The organism is Sphingorhabdus contaminans, from assembly GCF_007280415.1.
Taxonomy (GTDB): domain Bacteria; phylum Pseudomonadota; class Alphaproteobacteria; order Sphingomonadales; family Sphingomonadaceae; genus Sphingorhabdus_B; species Sphingorhabdus_B contaminans.
Genome location: NZ_VKKU01000001.1, coordinates 1071707 through 1089334, shown reverse-complemented (window position 1 = coordinate 1089334; position 17628 = coordinate 1071707). Strand labels below are relative to the sequence as shown.

At 56.0% G+C, this 17628-nt stretch carries 22 protein-coding genes and 1 tRNA gene; 4 read left to right on the top strand and 19 right to left on the bottom strand.

The genetic code is table 11. The annotated features are described in order from the left end of the window. Positions 1–2: 2 nt before the first annotated feature. The 11 genes from FOM92_RS05365 to FOM92_RS05315 all read right to left on the bottom strand — a co-directional run bounded on the left by FOM92_RS05365 (position 3) and on the right by FOM92_RS05315 (position 7929). Positions 3–941 (bottom strand): hemolysin family protein, encoded by a 939-nt coding sequence (locus tag FOM92_RS05365; RefSeq protein WP_143775748.1) that lies wholly within the window; start codon positions 939–941, stop codon positions 3–5. A 32-nt stretch (positions 942–973) separates the two neighbouring features. Continuing rightward, positions 974–1480 (bottom strand): rRNA maturation RNase YbeY, encoded by a 507-nt coding sequence (gene ybeY, locus FOM92_RS05360; RefSeq protein ID WP_143775747.1) that lies wholly within the window; start codon positions 1478–1480, stop codon positions 974–976. Beyond that, complete coding sequence (locus FOM92_RS05355; protein ID WP_425473365.1) at positions 1473–2435, bottom strand: PhoH family protein; 963 nt, start codon at positions 2433–2435, stop codon at positions 1473–1475. The genes ybeY and FOM92_RS05355 overlap by 8 nt, the downstream gene beginning before the upstream one ends. Before the next feature lie 33 nt (positions 2436–2468). Continuing rightward, positions 2469–3809, bottom strand: coding sequence for a tRNA (N6-isopentenyl adenosine(37)-C2)-methylthiotransferase MiaB (gene miaB, locus FOM92_RS05350; protein WP_143775745.1), 1341 nt, complete (start codon positions 3807–3809; stop codon positions 2469–2471). 9 nt (positions 3810–3818) lie between these two features. Then, positions 3819–4613 carry a lysophospholipid acyltransferase family protein gene (locus FOM92_RS05345; RefSeq protein WP_246087152.1) on the bottom strand — a complete coding sequence of 265 codons (795 nt, stop codon included), beginning with the start codon at positions 4611–4613 and terminating at the stop codon, positions 3819–3821. Continuing rightward, positions 4591–5013 carry a Fur family transcriptional regulator gene (locus FOM92_RS05340; RefSeq protein WP_143775744.1) on the bottom strand — a complete coding sequence of 141 codons (423 nt, stop codon included), beginning with the start codon at positions 5011–5013 and terminating at the stop codon, positions 4591–4593. Before FOM92_RS05340 ends, FOM92_RS05345 begins: the two co-directional genes overlap by 23 nt. A 112-nt stretch (positions 5014–5125) precedes the next feature. After that, a complete protein-coding gene (locus tag FOM92_RS05335; RefSeq protein WP_143775743.1) occupies positions 5126–5560 on the bottom strand; it encodes a Ros/MucR family transcriptional regulator in 435 nt (144 codons plus the stop codon). A 95-nt stretch (positions 5561–5655) separates the two neighbouring features. After that, entirely contained in the window at positions 5656–6111 is a 456-nt protein-coding gene (gene rimI, locus FOM92_RS05330) for a ribosomal protein S18-alanine N-acetyltransferase (protein ID WP_170226792.1), read from the bottom strand. Further along, a complete protein-coding gene (tsaB, locus tag FOM92_RS05325) occupies positions 6108–6716 on the bottom strand; it encodes a tRNA (adenosine(37)-N6)-threonylcarbamoyltransferase complex dimerization subunit type 1 TsaB (protein ID WP_143775741.1) in 609 nt (202 codons plus the stop codon). The genes rimI and tsaB overlap by 4 nt, the downstream gene beginning before the upstream one ends. A 17-nt stretch (positions 6717–6733) precedes the next feature. Then, the gene (locus FOM92_RS05320; protein ID WP_143775740.1) at positions 6734–7324 is read right to left on the bottom strand and encodes a malonic semialdehyde reductase; all 591 of its coding nucleotides are present in this window, start codon (positions 7322–7324) and stop codon (positions 6734–6736) included. A 29-nt stretch (positions 7325–7353) separates the two neighbouring features. Continuing rightward, a complete protein-coding gene (locus FOM92_RS05315) occupies positions 7354–7929 on the bottom strand; it encodes a NifU family protein (protein ID WP_143776328.1) in 576 nt (191 codons plus the stop codon). Between the two features lie 99 nt (positions 7930–8028). Here FOM92_RS05315 and FOM92_RS05310 point away from each other — a divergent pair, with 99 nt between their 5' ends. Beyond that, positions 8029–8862 (top strand): SDR family NAD(P)-dependent oxidoreductase, encoded by an 834-nt coding sequence (locus tag FOM92_RS05310; protein ID WP_143775739.1) that lies wholly within the window; start codon positions 8029–8031, stop codon positions 8860–8862. On the opposite strand, the gene FOM92_RS05305 is transcribed toward FOM92_RS05310, so the two are convergent. Together FOM92_RS05305 and ccmA are read right to left on the bottom strand one after the other, a co-directional pair. After that, positions 8859–9506, bottom strand: a complete 648-nt coding sequence (locus tag FOM92_RS05305) for a heme exporter protein CcmB (RefSeq protein ID WP_143775738.1) — start codon at positions 9504–9506, stop codon at positions 8859–8861. The genes FOM92_RS05310 and FOM92_RS05305 overlap by 4 nt on opposite strands. Continuing rightward, positions 9503–10114, bottom strand: coding sequence for a heme ABC exporter ATP-binding protein CcmA (gene ccmA, locus FOM92_RS05300; protein ID WP_143775737.1), 612 nt, complete (start codon positions 10112–10114; stop codon positions 9503–9505). Before ccmA ends, FOM92_RS05305 begins: the two co-directional genes overlap by 4 nt. A 48-nt stretch (positions 10115–10162) precedes the next feature. Here ccmA and FOM92_RS05295 point away from each other — a divergent pair, with 48 nt between their 5' ends. Next, positions 10163–10456: a 4a-hydroxytetrahydrobiopterin dehydratase gene (locus FOM92_RS05295; RefSeq protein ID WP_143775736.1), complete on the top strand. Its 294-nt coding sequence runs from the start codon at positions 10163–10165 to the stop codon at positions 10454–10456. Here the strand turns inward: FOM92_RS05295 and FOM92_RS05290 are convergent. Next, positions 10453–11271, bottom strand: coding sequence for an SDR family oxidoreductase (locus tag FOM92_RS05290; protein WP_143775735.1), 819 nt, complete (start codon positions 11269–11271; stop codon positions 10453–10455). The two genes, FOM92_RS05295 and FOM92_RS05290, sit on opposite strands and share 4 nt — an antisense overlap. A 117-nt stretch (positions 11272–11388) precedes the next feature. Here FOM92_RS05290 and FOM92_RS05285 point away from each other — a divergent pair, with 117 nt between their 5' ends. Next, positions 11389–11898 carry a hypothetical protein gene (locus FOM92_RS05285; RefSeq protein WP_143775734.1) on the top strand — a complete coding sequence of 170 codons (510 nt, stop codon included), beginning with the start codon at positions 11389–11391 and terminating at the stop codon, positions 11896–11898. 10 nt (positions 11899–11908) lie between these two features. Here the strand turns inward: FOM92_RS05285 and FOM92_RS05280 are convergent, their stop codons facing one another. From FOM92_RS05280 to rlmB, 3 genes are read right to left on the bottom strand one after another with little or no spacing between them, the layout of a single operon-like run. Continuing rightward, positions 11909–12532, bottom strand: coding sequence for a DNA-3-methyladenine glycosylase family protein (locus tag FOM92_RS05280; protein ID WP_143775733.1), 624 nt, complete (start codon positions 12530–12532; stop codon positions 11909–11911). Then, positions 12532–13656, bottom strand: a complete 1125-nt coding sequence (locus tag FOM92_RS05275) for a hypothetical protein (protein WP_143775732.1) — start codon at positions 13654–13656, stop codon at positions 12532–12534. Before FOM92_RS05275 ends, FOM92_RS05280 begins: the two co-directional genes overlap by 1 nt. Positions 13657–13675: 19 nt before the next feature. Beyond that, complete coding sequence (rlmB, locus tag FOM92_RS05270; RefSeq protein WP_143775731.1) at positions 13676–14434, bottom strand: 23S rRNA (guanosine(2251)-2'-O)-methyltransferase RlmB; 759 nt, start codon at positions 14432–14434, stop codon at positions 13676–13678. 147 nt (positions 14435–14581) lie between these two features. Here rlmB and FOM92_RS05265 point away from each other — a divergent pair. Next, positions 14582–14667: transfer RNA gene (locus tag FOM92_RS05265), tRNA-Tyr, on the top strand. A gap of 145 nt (positions 14668–14812) precedes the next feature. Here FOM92_RS05265 and FOM92_RS05260 read toward each other — a convergent pair. Beyond that, positions 14813–15826 carry a copper resistance protein B gene (locus FOM92_RS05260; RefSeq protein ID WP_246087151.1) on the bottom strand — a complete coding sequence of 338 codons (1014 nt, stop codon included), beginning with the start codon at positions 15824–15826 and terminating at the stop codon, positions 14813–14815. Then, on the bottom strand, positions 15823–17622 hold the full coding sequence (locus tag FOM92_RS05255; RefSeq protein ID WP_143775730.1) for a copper resistance system multicopper oxidase: 1800 nt from the start codon (positions 17620–17622) through the stop codon (positions 15823–15825). Before FOM92_RS05255 ends, FOM92_RS05260 begins: the two co-directional genes overlap by 4 nt. Positions 17623–17628 lie beyond the last annotated feature (6 nt).

Sequence of the window (17628 nt, the reverse complement as noted above, 5' to 3'; positions counted from 1 at the left end):
AGTTATGCGTCTTCGTCTTCGTCCGCTTCTACGGGCGGGAATAAACGGATTTTGAATACCCGTTTATCATCGGCCTCAACAATTTCCAGCCGCCAGCCGCTCGCCTCGTGCAGCAACATCTGCCCGATATTCGGAACCTGCCCTGCAATAACAAAGGCTAGGCCGCCCAGCGTGTCGACATCTTCGTCCACTTCGGCCAGTTTTGCGTCAAGCGCTTCGGCAAGGTCGTCCAGCTCGACGCGTGCATCGGCTTCCCACATCTCCGGGCTTATCTGACGGAACATTTCCTCGGGTTCGTCGTCATGTTCGTCTTCAATTTCCCCGACAATCTCTTCGACCAGATCCTCGATGGTAACGAGGCCTTCGGTTCCCGAATATTCATCGAGAACAATCGCAAGATGGGTGCGCGTGCGCCGCATTTCGTCAAGTAAAGCCAGAACGCTCATATTCTGGGGAACGAAGCGCGGTTGCCGAATGAAGGCTTCTAGATTTTCGGGCGTTTCGCGGCCTTCGGCCAAGACGGCGAAGATGTCCTTGATATGGATCATGCCAATGATGCTATCCAGACTGTCGCGGTAGACGGGAAGGCGGCTATGGCCATGTTCGGCGAAGGCGGCGACGCATTCGGCAAAGCTTGCACTTTCCTCGATCGCGATGATGTCGCTGCGGGTGACCATGACATCGTCAACGCGATGTTCCGAAAAATGCAGCAGGTTGCGCAGCATTGTGCGCTCGACAGCCGTCAGGTCGCCGTCATTGTCCGGCTGCCCGCGATCTTCGCTGTCTTCTTCATGTTCGGCAATCGCTTCTTCAAGCTGCTCGCGTAGTGTCGGTTCGTGGTCGCGGCCGAAGAACATCGTCTTTAACCGCTGCCATATTCGTCCGTCGCTATCGTCGTCACTTGCGGGTTTTACACCGCCAAAACTGTCACCCTCTGGCATTGGGGAAAATCAGTACCTCTTTTTGCCCTGAACTAGTCGCTATATGGATTGTGTAGGCCCATGGATGCAAGCGCTTTTACCTCCAGTGCCTCCATCGCTTCCGCCTCATCATCTTCGATATGGTCATAGCCCAGCAAATGAAGCATGCCATGGATCACCAAATGGGTTGCGTGATGGGCGACCTCTATGCCTCTGTCCGCCGCTTCTGCCTCGCATATTCCAAATGCCAGAATGATATCGCCGAGCATGATCTCGGGTGCTTCATAGGTGCCTTCAATCAAGGCATCCAGTTCGTCATCATCCAGCATCGGGAACGAAAGCACATTGGTTGGCTTGTCCTTTTCCCGCCATTCCCGGTTCAGGGCATGCACCTCGGCATTATCGGACAATTTGATGCTGACGCTGACCGGAACTACGGGGTCGGCAAGCTCAGGCACGGCGGCGAAACGGACCGCCACATCGACCGCTTTTTCAACTTCAACCTGCCCGAAACCGCTATTGCCCCATTCCAGTCCGATCGTCAGATCGACATCAATCATTCCCGCCCTCATAAGCATCGACAATCCGCCCGACCAGCGGGTGCCGGACGACGTCGCCGCTGTTGAACCGGATCGTCTTGATGCCCTCAACACCTTCAAGTCTCTGGACTGCATCGTTCAGGCCGGACATGCGCTCTCCACCTGGAATGTCGACCTGATGGGGGTCCCCGCATATGACCATCCGGCTGTTCATGCCAAACCGGGTCAGAAACATCTTCATCTGCGCCGCTGTCGTATTCTGGGCCTCGTCCAGAATGATGAAACTATCCGCCAGCGTACGTCCGCGCATGAAGGCAATCGGCGCGATCTCGATTTCGCCTGATGCAATGCGCCGTTCGACCTGCTCGGCAGGCAGGCAATCGTAGAGCGCGTCGTAAATCGGCCTCAAATAAGGATCGACCTTTTCCTTCATATCCCCGGGAAGAAAGCCCAGTCGCTCGCCGGCTTCGACCGCAGGGCGGGACAGGATGAGACGCTGGACGGCGCCAGTTATCAGCATCGCGACCGCTTGTGCGACCGCGAGATAGGTCTTGCCCGTGCCTGCCGGACCGAGCGCGAAAATAATCTCGTCGCGCGCAAGTGCCTCCATATACGGAATCTGCGTTGCCGAACGCGGCACCAGTGTCTTCTTGCGGGTACGGATCATGATGCCGGGCGCATCGGATACTTCCTTGCGCACGATGCCTTCCAATGTCGGTTCCGCAGTCATGGCGATAATGGCCTGCACAGCCTCTGCATCAATGTTCTCGCCACGCAGGACGCGGGAATAGATATCATTCAATATGTCCCGTGACCGCGCGGTTGCGCCGGCTTCGCCCTCAATTTGCACGCGATTGCCACGTGCCGAGATATATACGCCCAGACGGTTTTCTATGGTGACCAGATTTCGGTCAAATTCGCCGAAAACAGCATTGATCAAATGGGGTTTGTCAAAGCTCATTTCGAGCCGCGACATGTCTCCTGCTTGCGCTTGCGCCCTTTTTGCCATTCAGGCTGCTGCTCTCATTATCGGATCGCCTTTCAAACTTAGTGGTCCAGACTCACTCATTGTAACGGTAACAATATCACCGATAGTTAGCCCCGGCGCAAGCACATGCACGGATTGCAGCCACGGGGATTTTCCGATCAACTGGCCGGGCAATTTCCCGGGCCGTTCCAGCAATATATCGCAGACCTTGCCCTCGGTCCGCGCGTTAAATGCTGTCTGGTCCGCGATCAGTTGTGCTTGCAACCGCTGAAGCCGGTCGTCCATGACATCGGTCGGGATCTGGTCGGACATTTCGGCGGCGGGTGTTCCGGGTCGCGGGCTATATTTAAACGAGAAAGCCTGCGCATAACCGACCGCCCGCACGAGGCTCATCGTATCTTCAAAGTCAGCATCGCTTTCACCCGGGAATCCAACGATGAAATCGCCCGAAAGTGCGACATCGGGACGCACGGCGCGTACGCGGTTCAGAATGTGCATGTAACTGTCGCGGCTGTGACTTCGGTTCATTGCCTTCAATATGCGGTCGGACCCTGCTTGCACCGGCAAATGCAGGAACGGCATCAGCTTTTCGACATCGCCATGTGCCGCGATCAGGCCGTCGGTCATGTCGTTGGGATGGCTCGTCATATACCGTATCCGGCGCACACCATCCAACTGGTCAAGCGCACGAATTAGGCCGTCCAGCCCCTGCATCCGGCCCTTATCATCTTCGCCGGACCATGCGTTCACATTCTGGCCGAGCAACGTAATTTCCTTGGCGCCGCTGTCGACCAGGGCCTTTGCTTCGTCCAGCAACGCCTTCCAGCTGCGTGAAACCTCGGCCCCTCTGGTGTAGGGCACGACGCAATAGGTGCAGAATTTATCGCAACCTTCCTGCACGGTCAGAAATGCCGAAGCGCCCGTTTTGCGTTTCGGTGGCAATTGGGAAAATTTATCGAGACCCGGCAAATCAAGGTCGACGGCCCGTTTGCCTTTGGTCACATCCGCGATCATCTGTGGCAAATTGTGATAGGCTTGGGGGCCTACAACAATATCGACCGTCGGTGCCCGGCGGCTGATCTCACTGCCTTCTGCTTGCGCAACGCAGCCTGCGATCGCAATCATAGGTCCACCTTCTGCGCGGCTTGTTTTGCCGAGACGGCCGATTTCGGAATAGACCTTTTCCACCGCTTTCTCGCGTATGTGGCAGGTGTTCAGGACAACAATATCCGCATCATTTTTGTCGTCGGCAGCAACCATACCCTGGGCGTCAAACAGTTCTGCCATGCGTTCGCCGTCATAGACGTTCATCTGGCAGCCGTAATTTTTGATGGAATAGGTTTTAGGCGATTTGTTACTCATGCGGAGCGCCTATACATAGGGCATGCTCTGGCCGCCACCCTCCATCGCCGAGCCGATGCGTGCCCGCACTTCAGCCGAAATGGCCTTGCGATCGGGATAATGGGCAGGATCAAAGGGTTCGAGAAAATGCAGGGTCGCGGTTATGGGCTTCAGATAGGAAAGCAGCCGCCAGAAATTGTCTGTGACTTTTTCATCGCCGACCCATGCAATCCGATGCGTATGCCGTCCGTAACTCAGATAAACAGGCTGGACCAGCATACCGGGGGGAGGGGGAACAAGGGCTGCGAACAGAGAGGGCTTGAAAGGCAATAGTCCAGAACCGTCGTGGGTCGTGCCTTCCGGAAATATGGTCACGGGCTGGTCGCCGGTGATGGCGTCGCGCAATTCGTCCACCTGGTTTCCGACGCTCAACTTGTTTTCGCGGCTGACAAATATCGTGTTGTTGATCTTGCAAAGCCAGCCAATCAGAGGCCAGCTCTCAATCCCGTCATTGGCAACAAATGTACAACCGGTGACGCCGGACATGACCGGAATATCAATCCAGCTATGGTGGTTCGCCGCGTAAAAGACATTGCGCCGGATCCGCACGCCCGTTGTGGCCGTGGCGATACCGCTGGTCCAGCTAATGGACAGTAGGAATAAGCGGGGCCAAGGCGACTCCAGTCTGAAAAGACGCCAGAAATTGTGGAGAACAAGACCGGCGATAAGGCTGCAGGCCATTACCAACAGGCGGAGCAAAAACATGATCTGCCCGGCGATGAATGCGGCCGGATTGCGCCGTTCAATCCTTGCGGTCGATGGCAACGCCGTAAAGCTCCATACGATGGTCCACCAAACGATATCCCAAGCGTTCGGCGATGATCTTTTGCAGCGCTTCCAGCTCGGGATCTACAAACTCCACAACGCGACCCGTTTCGACGTCGATCAAATGGTCGTGATGTGCCTCCGGAGATGCTTCATAACGGGCACGGCCATCGCCAAAATCGTGACGGTCCAAAATTCCGGCCTCTTCGAAAAGGCGGACGGTGCGATACACGGTCGCAATCGAGATTTTCGGGTCGATTGCAGAAGATCGGCGGTATAATTCTTCGACATCGGGATGGTCGGTAGCATCGGAAATCACACGTGCGATGACGCGACGCTGGTCGGTTATACGTAACCCGCGTTCCTGACAGAGCGCTTCGATGTCGATTTTCGTGTCCATTGCGGCAGATGTTTAGTGGCAGCGGACGATTCGTCAAAGAAAAAGGCCGGATGCTAGTCCGGCCTCTCTCCAACATGTTCATTCAACGTGGAATGCCGAAATAAAAATGGATTTATTTGGCCTTTTTCTTGCGACCGGAACCAGGTGCGCGACCCAGACCGATTGCCTTTGCCAGCACGCGGCGTTGTTCGGCATAGGCGGGCGCAACCATGGGATAATCTGCGGCAAGGCCCCATTTTGCGCGATAGTCATCCGGCGTCATACCATAATGGGTCATCAAATGCCGTTTCAGCATTTTCAACTTCTTACCGTCTTCCAAGCAAATGATGTAATCTCTTTTGATAGAGTTGCGCACGGGAACCGCAGGCTCCAGCGCTGCTGCCGGTGCCTCCACTTCGTTCGTCAAGCCGGTGAGTGCCGCGTGGACGTTTCCAATTAAAATCGGCACATCTGACACAGCAACACTATTATTACTGACATGTGCGGCAACAATATCTGCAGTTAAAGTGATGAGCAATTCTGCCGCATCATTGCGTTCTTGGGACATATTAGCCTCCTGGACCCTGTTTTTGTTTTCCTAGCGTAAAATCACGTATCGGTGATGTTATTGAGAGTCAACATTGGGTCTAAAAGCTATTAATCCTATAAGGCATAGGCCATCGTGATTGCATCGGGCCGAACACCATCGGAGCTTTTATAGTAGTTTTTACGCCTACCAATCGGCTTAAAACCTATGTTGCTGTAAAATTCGATAGCATGATTACCATCTCTGCACTCTAAAAAGAGCTGGCTTCGGTTTTCTTCACTGGCCAATTTGATAGTTTGTTGAAGTAATATAGTCCCAACTTTTTGTCGCTGACGTTCTTTTGCTACACCGATCATAAGTAATTCTTCAGTGTCCAATACCCAGCGGCTAATGGCGAAGCCACATATCATGGTATCGTCCTGCGCAATCAAAAGGCGGCAGTCCGGCAGGGCGAGCGCGGACAGGCATTGTGCTGATGTCCAGGCTTCGCCGAAGGCAGGGTCAAAGGCGCTCTCCATAATCGGCATGATGGATGCGATTTGGGAGGCGTCGCCTTCGATGACACGGATCATATTGCCACCATTGCCGGCTTTGCATCGGGTGGACGGCCATAGACGGGGCTGGGCTTCAATGGGGCGGCGTGACGTAACAGATGCCATTTTCGTGCATCCGGCAGCGTTTCGAACCAGATGCGGCCGGCATCGCCCACATCAAAGTCGCCCGCGATCAGTTTTGCCGTGGAATGGCTGCCAACATGTTCGGCCTTTATGGATTTGATTTCCCCCAACGCTTCGCTTGCCTGATCAAAGCTGCCAAAGAAATATTCGCCATGGCCACCGGTCATGAGCACGTCCACTTTGGTTGCATCAGGATATTCGCTAACTGTCATAGCAGCGACCAGCGCAAGACACCCATATCCATGAACCGGAACGCGCCAGGCAAGTCCAAGGGCTTTTGCCGCAGCAAGGCCGATCCGGATGCCGGTAAAGCTGCCGGGTCCGACGTTCACATATATTTGATCTGCGCGACCCTTATCGGGCATTTGCGAAATGAAGGGCAAAAGCCGTTCCGCATGACCCCTCCCGATAACTTCAAAACGTGATGCTATCAGATTGTCGCCATCAAACAGCGCGACCGAACAGGCTTTCGTCGCCGTATCGATGACAAGAGTGCGCACGAAAGCCGGTCCATCCGTCACACGACAGTGTTGAAACGGGCAAACTCCGGACGGGGACTGCGGCCAAAAATGCTTTCCGGATCACCATATCCGAGAGTGGAAATGAAATTGGATTTGATGCCGGTTCCGGCAAAGAAGGCTTCGTCTACCGCCTGATTGTTGAAACCGGACATAGGTCCGGTGTCCAGGCCAATCGCGCGCGCTGCAAGGATGAAATAGCCGCCTTGCAGGCTGGAGTTGCGGAATGCCGTTTTCTCTATGAGCTCCGCATTTCCAACAAACCAGCTGCGTGCATCGGTATGGGGGAATAATTCCGGCAACTGTTCGTAAAATTCCATGTCCATGCCGATAATTGCCGTTACGGGAGCCTTTAAAATCTTCTCGCCATTTGCCGGCATCGTCAGTGCGGCAAGCTTTTCCTTTGCTTCTGTGCTGGTGCACCAGATAATCCGGGCGGGCAGGCAGTTGGCCGATGTCGGGCCATATTTCATCAGTTCCCAGATGGCATGCAACTGAGCTTCGCTGACCGGTTTATCGAGATATCCGTTGTACGTGCGTGCTGTACGGAACAGTTGATCTAATGCTGCATCGGTCAGTGGGGAATTCATGATCTTGGTAACTTTCTGGACTTTTTGGCTCAGGCTGCCCGGACTTCGGTGACTTCCGGAACATAATGTTTCAACAATTGCTCAATGCCGTTTTTCAAGGTGGCGGATGATGACGGGCATCCGGAACAGGCGCCCTGCATTTGCAAATACACAACGCCCTTCTGGAAGCCGCGGTAAACGATATCTCCGCCGTCATTGGCAACCGCAGGCCGTACGCGGGTTTCGATCAGTTCCTTGATCTGTGTAACAATATCCTCGTCCGCGGGGTCATCCAACGGATAGTCGGCGTCCGACGACGGAACCGAAAAACCGGCCACAGGCGCGTGGAACAGTGGCATATTGGCGCTGAAATGATCGAGCAAAATGCCGAGCACATCGGGCTTCAGCGTCGCCCATTCCGTTCCGGGCGCCGCGGTTACGGAAATGAATTCGCGTCCGAAAAATACACCCGTCACATCGCCTAGATTGAACAGTGCCTCGGCCAGTGGCGAGGCGGCTGCTTCTTCGGGATCGGCAAAATCGCGGGTTCCGCTTTCCATCACGATACGACCGGGAAGGAATTTTATGGTTGCAGGGTTTGGTGTCAGCTCGGTTTCTATCAACATGCGCTGTATGTGGTGCCCGGCGCGCCAAAGTGCAAGCGAGTTTTCCTTGACAGCGGACAAGCATCTGTCTTCCGGTAGATCGGAAAAGGAGAGAATAATATGGTGGATCAAAGCGGAAAAACGGCATGGGTGACGGGCGCTTCGTCGGGAATTGGCGAGGCATTGGTGAAGGCCTTTGTTGCCGATGGCGGGTCGGCGATATTGTCCGGCCGCCGCGTTGCCGAACTGGAACGCGTCGCCGGTGAAACATCGGCACCCGAACGATGCCATATTTTGCCCTTTGATACCGAAGATTTCGCCGTGCTTGCATCCATGGTGGCGCAGGCAGTTGCCTTCACAGGAAAGGTCGACATTCTGGTCAACAATGCCGGCATTTCCCAGCGCTCTCTGGCAATCGATACGGACTTTTCGGTCTATGAAAAGATCGTATCTGTCGACCTTATGGCGCCTATCGCGTTGACGCAGGCGTTGCTGCCCCATTTGCTGAAGCAGGGGGCAGGGCAGTTAATTATGATCTCCAGCGTTGCAGGCAAAGCCGGCGTGCCTTTGCGTACAGCCTATTGTGCCGCGAAACACGGGCTTGTGGGCTATAGCGATGCGTTGCGCAGCGAAGTTGCAGGGCAGGGGGTCAAGGTTCTGGTTGTCGCGCCAGGTTCTGTCAGGACCAATGTTTCGCGCAATGCCTTGAATGCAGACGGGTCGGTCCGCGGCGCCAGCGATGCGGCGATCGACAATGGCATTGATCCTAATGCGGTTGCGCAGACTATCTGGAACTCCGTCGCAGATGGCCGCCGCGAAATTGTTATTGCCGAAGGCATGGAAGCCAATATCCCGGTCTTGCGGGCAAAGAACCCGGAGCAGTTGTTCGATATGGTGGAGGCAATGGTCGCCAACGGCTATGCGCAAAAAATGGCGTCCAAAGACGAAAGTTAGACCCGCCCCGCGCGAAGGGCCGCTCCGGCTGCAAAAGGCGAAAGTGCCGCAATTGCGATTGAAGTTGCGGCAAGTAACTGCATGGCGTTGCCGGGAACGTCCGACAAGGTGCCTGCGCCAAAGATCAGGATCGGGATTGCCAGAGGAATGAGCAGCAGGCCACCCAACGCGCTTGCGCCGTTCAGCCCGGCCGTCAGCGCCGAAATGGTGACCGAAAGGCCGGAAAGGGCCGGTAAGGCGACCGCAAGACCCAGCAATAGGGTCATCAACTTTTCTTCCGGCAAGCCGATCAGCGCCGATGCGATAATTGATGCCAGTAATAGCGGGATCGCAAAGGCCACCAACTGGCCCGTGATTTTGACCGCCGCGACCAGTTCGTCCGACCATCCGCGTATCGCCAACTGGTCCAGCACGCCCGCCTGCCGGTCCGGCAGAATGAGCCGCTCTATGGGCAGCAATGTGGAAAGCAACGCTGCAATCCACAAAATGCCGCCGCCCGTCTTTGCGAGCAGAACTTTATCCGGGCCGGTAACAAAAGGATAAAGCGTCGCAACCGCCAGGTAAAAGATCACCGGCAACCAAAGTCCGCCACCTGTCCAGGCCAACCGGATTTCCCGCATCACCAGTCGTGCAAAGCTATTCATACGCTCCGCCCCTTCGCATCGAGGATGAGGCTGTCGCTGACATTGATCGAAGGCGACTGGTGCGCAGCCAGCAAAACGATCCCGCCTTTCGCAATGTGCGATAAAATGGCTTTATCCAGATGTGCGCTGCTGGCGCTGTCGAGTCCGTTATAGGGCTCGTCCAACAGCCAGATCGCGCTTCCCGACGCAAGAACGCGTGCAATTGCGGCGCGCTTCCGCTGGCCGGTCGACAGATAGCGCACCGGAATATCGGCAAGAGAGAGCAGATCCATCGCGGCCAGTGCGGCATCGCAATCCGCCAGTGTTGCGCCATCCATTTGGGCCCAGAAATGCAGCGCCGCCCCGACCGTCAAATTTGGATCAAGTGCCAGATTTTCATCGGCCAGCGCCAGTTTGCCGTCGGCATGCACCTTTCCCGTGAATGCGCCAAGCAATCCTGCAATGACGCGGAATAGTGTCGACTTGCCGCATCCATTTGCGCCGCGAACCCATAACAGTTCTCCGGCGGCGACGCTGAGGTTCAGATTGTTGAATACCAGTCGATTCCCGCGAATGACGGTAACATTTTCCAAACGTAGCGATGGGGCGTAGGCTTGACGGGATGTCATGCCGCGACATAGGCATGAAAATCAGGAATTGCAAAATCGGGATCGGACATGGCCATTTCAAAGTTGGATGACGCAGCACGCGCAAAGGCGCTGAACCAGTTGCCGCACTGGACCTATGATCCCGAAGCCTTGGGTATCCGGCGTAGCTTGCGCTTTTCGGACTTTGCCGAAGCGTTCGGTTTCATGGCGCGCGTGGCGATACTTGCTGAAAAGGCCGATCACCACCCCGAATGGTTCAATGTATATAACAGGGTCGACATCCTGCTGACCACCCACGATGCCGGAGGAATGTCCGAACGCGATGTCGCACTGGCGCAGGCGATCGACGCGATTGCGGGTTAGGGTTTTGCCCTGACCACATCGCCCAGACCCTCCATCAGGCCGAGGGTTTTGCGCAGCCTGTTGGGGAACCAGCGTGCCGAAAAGGCAAGTTGCTTTGCCATCTTGTTCACGGTCGTATGCACGTTGGTGCCGTGAATTGCTTCCCACGCGGCGGGCCCGATGATCGACACAGGGCTGACCTCGACACCCGCAGACTGCAGTTTATCCTTACCGGACATATTGCTGCCGGCATCAACCGCGGCGATGATGTTGGTGTCGATAAAGCCCGGCATGAGGCTGCGGGATTTTATGCCTAAATGCCGCCATTCAATGTCATGCGCTTCGGCAAGACCGCGCACCGCAAATTTTGTTGCGCTGTAGACGCTCAATCCGGCAGATCCATATATGCCAGCCGCAGAGCTGGTATAGAGGACGCAGGCATCCGGCGTATTTTTTAGAAGTTCAAAACAGGCCCGGGTGCCGCTGATCACGCCGGTCAGATTGACCGCAATCATCTTGTCGATGTCTTCGTCGGTCATATCCTGAATCGGTCCGCCGCTGCCGATTCCGGCATTGTTGAACAGCACGGTCATATGACCACCGGTATGTTTGGAAAATTCCGCGACCGCTTTTTTCCATTGCGCACGGTCGGTCACGTCCAGCTTATGCATCGAACTCATGCCCGGCGGAAGCAGCTTTGCCGTTTCTGCAAGTCCCTCCATATTGACATCGGCCAGCCCGATAAACCAGCCAACATTGGCGAAATAGCGGGCAACTTCGCGCCCAAGGCCGGATGCTGCACCGGTCACAAACATGCTTTTTTGTTGTTCTGCCATATCGGCGACTCTCTCCCGTTTACACTTATGTCAGCGACATCAATTTGACGTTCACGTCAACAGTTTCTTGCCGTTGCCATAAAGGCTGGATAAATCCGCAACTCCTATGGAGTAGACATGTTTCGTATTTTTCCCCTGCTTTTCCTTCTCTTTGCAACATTTAGCCCCGTCGCGGCCAAAGCGGAGGTTATGGCAACTTTCTACAGCCATGATTTTGGCGATCATTTCCCACATGCTTTTGTAAAGCTGAAGGGCAAAGTCGATTCGACCGGAGAACAGGTTGATACCAATTACGGATTCACGGCGGTCAATGTTTCGCCCGCAATTTTGATGGGGTCGGTCAAAGGTATGATCGAAACCAAAGGCGATAAATATATAGCCAGCAGCAACGCGCATTTCACGTTGCGCCTGTCCGATGCGGAATATTTCAAGTTAATGTCGTTCGTCGACAAATGGCGCAATTTGCCCGGCAAAAGTTACAGCCTGAACAACCGCAATTGCGTCCATTTTGCAATGGAAGCGGCGGCGCTGCTGGGACTGAATGTGAACCGGAAAAGCAAGTTTTTCAAAAAGCCGAAAAGCTTCCTTTTGGAAGTGATGAAGCTCAATCCCGGGTTAAAGCTTTAGGGGTCTGACCCTAAATCGCCTGAAAACCCTTGGCGTAAATATGCCATGTGAATATCGCGGCGGCGCCCCGGTGAGGGCGCCATTGTTCTGCCAGAACACGTACTTCCTTTTCGGACGGGCGCGCATCCAGCTTCAGCAGTCGCGCAACGCCTTCCTGCACGGCAAGATCGCCTGCGGGCCATATGTCGGTTCGTCCTTCGGCAAACAGCAGATATATTTCCGCCGACCAGCGTCCAATACCTTTGACTTTGGTCAGATAGGCAATGGCTTCCTCATCATCTTCGGGCAGGGCATCCAGTGGCAGTTCGCCTGTCAGGACAAGTTCCGCCAGGGATCGCGCATATCCCTGTTTCTGGCGACTAAGGCCGCAGGCGCGCAACGCATCGAAATCCTGCTCGATAAGTTTATGCGCGGCGCATCCTTCGCCGAGCAGTGCTTCCAATTTATTCCAAACCGATGCGGCAGCCGCGACACTGACCTGCTGGCCGACAATCGTGCGCAGCAATGTTGTATATCCCGGCTCACGAATGCGGGCCTCGGGATAGCCGGTGGCGGTCAGCGCATCGGCAAAACGCGGCTCGATCTGCGCAAGCGAATCCAGCGCATGCTTCAGCTTTTCTGCAGAAATTCCCATCAGCTTACCAGTTTCAGCAAGGCCATAGGGGCACCATAAAGGGCAGGGCCTACGTCCCAGCGTAATGTTTGCAGGCCGTTGGCCTCTTCGGGCCCATCCTCGCTGTTATTGGCCAGAATGCGCGCGTCGGTCGTCAGGGTAAAGGTTCCTTTGATGGCTATGGGCTCCGCCGGCATCTTGTCGGCGCCGCCTTTACCCATAAAGCCTGCGGCCATGCTCCCCATTCCGATCAGGGAGCTCAGCGACATTTCGGGATCGGTGCGAAAGGCAGGGGCCTCGACGCGCAGACGGCCATTGTCCCAGCGGGTGATATGGATCATCGGCTCGCCAAGCGAATAGCGCGGGATGACCGGGAAGGCGAAATCATCGGCCAGTTTGCCGCTCGTGCTGTAATCGATCATGAAGACGCCGTTGCCGAGGTGCTCGACCTTGTTCCACGCGGCGAGGCGTTCGACTTCGCGTGTGAAGCGTTTGATGGTTTCCGGATTTTCAGGGTCGATACCACCCAGCATCATTTCCGCCATCTTGCGGCCTTGTTCTTCGCGCTTTTTCTTTTCCGCCTGCTGGGCATCCCATTCGGCCTTTTGCTGCTTTACTTCGGCCGGGGTGCATTCACGTTCATTGCTGTTCCAAGAATCCGCAGCGGCATCAGCCGCCGCAGCGGCGGCTTCGGCTGCAGCATCGGCTCCTTCGACGGCCGCTTTGGCCGCTGCTGCTGTATCATCATCAACCGGTTTCGTGTCGTCCTGAAACGCCAGCAAATTACTCCGCCAATGTGATGCCGGAACAATGCCGAATTTCGGACCAGCGACCGCAGCGACATCATCCCGCTTCAGGTCGAGTTCCAGCGTCTCGCTATTTTCAACGGCAGGCTCAATTGTATCGTTCCAACATACCGCCTTGAACTCCTCTTTACCCTCTTTGCCCAGAAAATCGTTGCTGAGCAGGTTGGCGAGGCCGACCAACTGGATCTGGCCCTTATAGGTAAAGTTGAAATCGCCATTTTTGCGGACGGTCATTGCGGACTGGAACTCGCCCGGCAGGATCAGGCATCCGCTGAGCGAAATGCAGGCGATGGTAGCAACCGCGACCTTGACCCATCTCGTGACCCGATTGCTCTTCATCGCGATTCCCCTTTCGCATTCAGCCCCTGCGCACTGTCGCCGCATAAAGCGCAATCGCGGCGGCGTTGGATACGTTGAGCGACTCCATCTGCTCGCTGATTGGCAGTTTTGCCAACTGGTCGCAATGCTCCTCGATATTATGCCGCATCCCGTCACCTTCCGCGCCCAGAATAAGCGCATTGCGTCCCGGGGTAAGTGCTTGTTCCAACGTGGTCGTGGCGTGGCCCGAAAGACCAATCCGCCAATATCCTGCCTCTGCTATTTCCTCCAACGCGCGCGCCAGATTCACGACGCGGACCCAGGGTGTAATCTCGAGTGCGCCAGACGCTGCCTTGGCCAGTGCGCCCGACTCGGGCGGTGCGTGGCGGTCCTGTGTGACCACAGCAACGGCGTCAAAAGCCGCAGCCGTCCGGAAAATTGCCCCGACATTATGCGGGTCGGTAACCTGGTCCAATATCAGCAGCGGCCGCGTATCGTCCTCGTCGATCGCCAGGACATCGGTCAGCCAGACATCCTCCAGCGGCGCAACTTCCAATACCAGACCCTGATGCGGGGCATCCTTGGGAACAAAGCGGGCAAGGTCAGCCGCATCCGCGAACTGAACCGCCAATCCTTGCGGAATCACGATCTTCCCCAGCTCTTCACGGGTGCCCCATAATTTGATCAGTCGCCGGTCGGGATTATCCAGCGCGGCATAAACGGCGTGCCGGCCATAAAATTTGGGATTGCCACTAACGGGAGCTGCGCCGCGGCGGCGATGGCTTTTATGCGAAGACATGACTGAGGTCGTTTCCAAAAAGAAAATGCGTTGATAGCAGCCCCTTTCCCACTTGAGGCATTGACAGGCAAGAGCCGTTTCGCCATTGGGCTGCTTCCTTAGCGGGACCGGCCCATATGTTTGCGCATATGACCCCGCCTAAGTAGTGGACAGGTGGCCGAGTGGTTAAAGGCAGCAGACTGTAAATCTGCCCGGTTTTCCGTACGCTGGTTCGAATCCAGCCCTGTCCACCATTTATTCTCTTCAACTACATGCTTTTTCTTGAAAATAGGTTCAGATCGGGCTCGGCGCCCACATTTGTCTCAACTTTTGGGCGAAGTGACAGCGACTGCCGCAGCGACAATGCGCGAGATTAAGCGCATGAAGTTTTTTCTTTTTTCAAAACCAGAAACGAATGCCGACGACATAGTTGGTCGTGCTGGGATCTTTGCCGAGCGCGCGGGCGTAATCGGCGCTGTCACCGACACGCCAGCTTTGCTCTATGCCGATGTAGGGCGCGATTTCCCGGATAATCTCGTAACGTAGCCGCACACCGATCTCGATTTTGTCGAGGCCGGCACCGATTCCAAGACGGGGGAAGTCCTGCGCCGCCAGATTGACTTCCGCGCGCGGTTGTAAAATGAGTGACTGGGTGATGCGCTGGTCCAGTTCGGCTTCAAACCGTGCGGTCAGATCGCCGCGATGCGACAGGAATAAAGCGGCATCGACCTCGAACAAATAAGGTGCGAGGCCCTGCACACCGACAACGGCATGGGTTGTAGACGGACCGGATACGTCCTGTCTTATTCCAGCCTGCAGATCCCAGAAAGGCGAAACGGCACGCGCATAGAGCGCCTGCACCTCGGCATCCTCAATGCGTTCACCAAAGCTGCCTTCGCCTTCACTCTTGAACCAGAAACGACTGGTTGGTCCGCCATAATAGCCTTGCAGGTCCCATAGATAGCCATTTTGGTTGTCACGAATTTGTATTTCCACGCGGTCCGCCTGGAACCAGAAGACATTGAAGTCACCGTGGGTGCGTTGCAAATCGTCGCGTGACGCCCGCATCGCGTCCGCTCCCCAAATCGCATCGGCGGCGCGTGGCGGTCCGCTGCCTGCTTCGGGCGGTGGCGGGGTTTCCATCGTTGGACCTGGTGAAACTGATGCCGTATCTTCTGCGGTGCCGTGATTCATGTGGCTGTGGTCCATGCCTGCCATGGGATCATTTGTATCCGCAGGGTCGGCAGGCATCGCGTGACCCGTATGCGGGTCCACAGGGGTAAGAGGCGGTGCAGTGTTCGGGGCCGAGGCCGGGGCTGGAGCGGTGTGCCCGGCGTGTTGCGCGGCTACCGGCATGGCGAACAGCGCGGCGCCAAGCATTGCCGCCGTTATGACGGATAAACGACCGGTCATTTCGCACCGCCGGGGCCGACCACGGTTACGGTCTGCATCATGCCGCCATGCATGTGATACATGAGATGGCAATGGAATGCCCAGTCGCCGGGTTCATTCGCGGTCAGGTCAAACTGGGCGCTGGCGCCCGGCTGGACAATGACGACATTCTTGCGCGGTTGGTGCGCAGCATTCTTGCCATTGACCAGTTCGAAAAACATTCCGTGAAGATGGATCGGGTGCGCCATCATCGTATTGTTGACGAGCTTCACCCGTACGCGCTCGTTCCAGGCAAAGCGGATTGGTACGTCGCTGACGGCGGAATACATTCGCCCGTCGAACGACCACATATAGCGTTCCATATTGCCGGTCAGGTGCAGCTCAAGCAGTCGGGAGGGTTCGCGAATGTCTTTATTGGGTTCAAGTGCTGCCAGCATCCGGTAGTTGAGCACGCGGTGCTTGACGTCGCGTAATCCAAGTCCGGGGTCACCCATTTTGTCGACCGGCGCCATGGAGACCATGTCGACACCCGGACCGATGGCGACATCAGGGGGAAGCAGCGACGTGTCGCGCATATCCATGCCATCCATATTATGCGACGCCCCGGCGGCAGGCTCTTCCTTGCCTGCGCCATGATCCATTCCACCATGATTGAGATGACCGCCATTATCGGCCGGGCCATGGTTCATACCCATATCGGCCATGGTAAGAAGCGGGGGATCGCGCAAGGGCGGCACTGTGGCCCGCGCACCGGGACGGCTTGCAAGCATCGCAAGCGCCATGCCCGAACGATCCATCGACTCACCGACAATCGCATAGGCCTCGGCGTTACCGGGCGTGACGATGATGTCATATGTTTCGGCCGTGCCGATCTGGAATTCGTCAACTTCCACCGGACGCACATTCTGGCCATCGGCCGCGATGATCGTCATGGGCAGGCCAGGAATACGGACATTGAAAAAACTTTGCGCCGATCCGTTGATGACGCGCAGCCGGATACGCTCGCCGCTGCGGAACAGATATTCAAGCCCCTCGGTCGGCCCGCGCCCGTTCGCCAGGAAAGTATAGGTAGGTGCGCCAATATCCATGATGTCTGTCGCAGGCATGCGCATTTCGGCCCACATCCGCCGTTCTTCACCGGACATAGGATAATTGTCGGTCCACGAACTGAGCTGGCGGTTGAAATAACCTTCACCGGTGCGCAGCCTGCTCATGATGAAGTGCGGGTCAAGGACCGTGAAATCACTCAGGAGCAGGATATAGTCGCGGTCATATTCAACGGGCTCTGGGCCAGCCGGGTCAATGATCATCGGGCCATAATGTCCGGATTGCTCCTGCAAACCCGAATGGCTGTGATACCAATAGGTGCCCGATTGCCGGACCGGAAACGAATAGGTGAACGTTTCGCGCGGACGAATTCCCGGAAAGCTGATGCCCGGCACGCCATCCATCTGGAACGGGACCAGAAGGCCGTGCCAATGTATGGATGTATCCGCATTCAGGTTATTGGTGACGTTAAACCTTATATTCTGCCCCTCACGCAGGCGGATAAGTGGTCCCGGTACACTGCCATTTACGGCGATACCCGGTCCACGCCGTCCTTCAACGATGCGATGGCCACTTCCGACGGTCAGATCTATAATCTCGCCGCTCAATTCTCCAAAGCCGGCCGGAATACGCGGACCGCCGCGGCTGTGGCTGCCCCCGTGACCTGAATGTACGCTATGACCCTGCGCCCAGGCCGGTATGGTCGCCAAAGCTGCGCCAGTACCAATCCCGCCTAACAATATTCGTCGAGATATATTTCGGTCGAGCATTTGCAC

What these genes read in the sequence shown, in the direction of transcription:
- FOM92_RS05365 (WP_143775748.1), bottom strand. Translation starts at nt 941, where the DNA reads ATGCCAGAGGGTGACAGTTTTGGCGGTGTAAAACCCGCAAGTGACGAC.
- ybeY (WP_143775747.1), bottom strand. Translation starts at nt 1,480, where the DNA reads ATGATTGATGTCGATCTGACGATCGGACTGGAATGGGGCAATAGCGGT.
- FOM92_RS05355 (WP_425473365.1), bottom strand. Translation starts at nt 2,435, where the DNA reads ATGTCGCGGCTCGAAATGAGCTTTGACAAACCCCATTTGATCAATGCT.
- miaB (WP_143775745.1), bottom strand. Translation starts at nt 3,809, where the DNA reads ATGAGTAACAAATCGCCTAAAACCTATTCCATCAAAAATTACGGCTGC.
- FOM92_RS05340 (WP_143775744.1), bottom strand. Translation starts at nt 5,013, where the DNA reads ATGGACACGAAAATCGACATCGAAGCGCTCTGTCAGGAACGCGGGTTA.
- FOM92_RS05335 (WP_143775743.1), bottom strand. Translation starts at nt 5,560, where the DNA reads ATGTCCCAAGAACGCAATGATGCGGCAGAATTGCTCATCACTTTAACT.
- rimI (WP_170226792.1), bottom strand. Translation starts at nt 6,111, where the DNA reads ATGATCCGTGTCATCGAAGGCGACGCCTCCCAAATCGCATCCATCATG.
- FOM92_RS05320 (WP_143775740.1), bottom strand. Translation starts at nt 7,324, where the DNA reads ATGAATTCCCCACTGACCGATGCAGCATTAGATCAACTGTTCCGTACA.
- FOM92_RS05315 (WP_143776328.1), bottom strand. Translation starts at nt 7,929, where the DNA reads ATGTTGATAGAAACCGAGCTGACACCAAACCCTGCAACCATAAAATTC.
- FOM92_RS05310 (WP_143775739.1), top strand. Translation starts at nt 8,029, where the DNA reads ATGGTGGATCAAAGCGGAAAAACGGCATGGGTGACGGGCGCTTCGTCG.
- FOM92_RS05305 (WP_143775738.1), bottom strand. Translation starts at nt 9,506, where the DNA reads ATGAATAGCTTTGCACGACTGGTGATGCGGGAAATCCGGTTGGCCTGG.
- ccmA (WP_143775737.1), bottom strand. Translation starts at nt 10,114, where the DNA reads ATGACATCCCGTCAAGCCTACGCCCCATCGCTACGTTTGGAAAATGTT.
- FOM92_RS05295 (WP_143775736.1), top strand. Translation starts at nt 10,163, where the DNA reads ATGGCCATTTCAAAGTTGGATGACGCAGCACGCGCAAAGGCGCTGAAC.
- FOM92_RS05290 (WP_143775735.1), bottom strand. Translation starts at nt 11,271, where the DNA reads ATGGCAGAACAACAAAAAAGCATGTTTGTGACCGGTGCAGCATCCGGC.
- FOM92_RS05285 (WP_143775734.1), top strand. Translation starts at nt 11,389, where the DNA reads ATGTTTCGTATTTTTCCCCTGCTTTTCCTTCTCTTTGCAACATTTAGC.
- FOM92_RS05280 (WP_143775733.1), bottom strand. Translation starts at nt 12,532, where the DNA reads ATGGGAATTTCTGCAGAAAAGCTGAAGCATGCGCTGGATTCGCTTGCG.
- FOM92_RS05275 (WP_143775732.1), bottom strand. Translation starts at nt 13,656, where the DNA reads ATGAAGAGCAATCGGGTCACGAGATGGGTCAAGGTCGCGGTTGCTACC.
- rlmB (WP_143775731.1), bottom strand. Translation starts at nt 14,434, where the DNA reads ATGTCTTCGCATAAAAGCCATCGCCGCCGCGGCGCAGCTCCCGTTAGT.
- FOM92_RS05260 (WP_246087151.1), bottom strand. Translation starts at nt 15,826, where the DNA reads ATGACCGGTCGTTTATCCGTCATAACGGCGGCAATGCTTGGCGCCGCG.
- FOM92_RS05255 (WP_143775730.1), bottom strand. Translation starts at nt 17,622, where the DNA reads ATGCTCGACCGAAATATATCTCGACGAATATTGTTAGGCGGGATTGGT.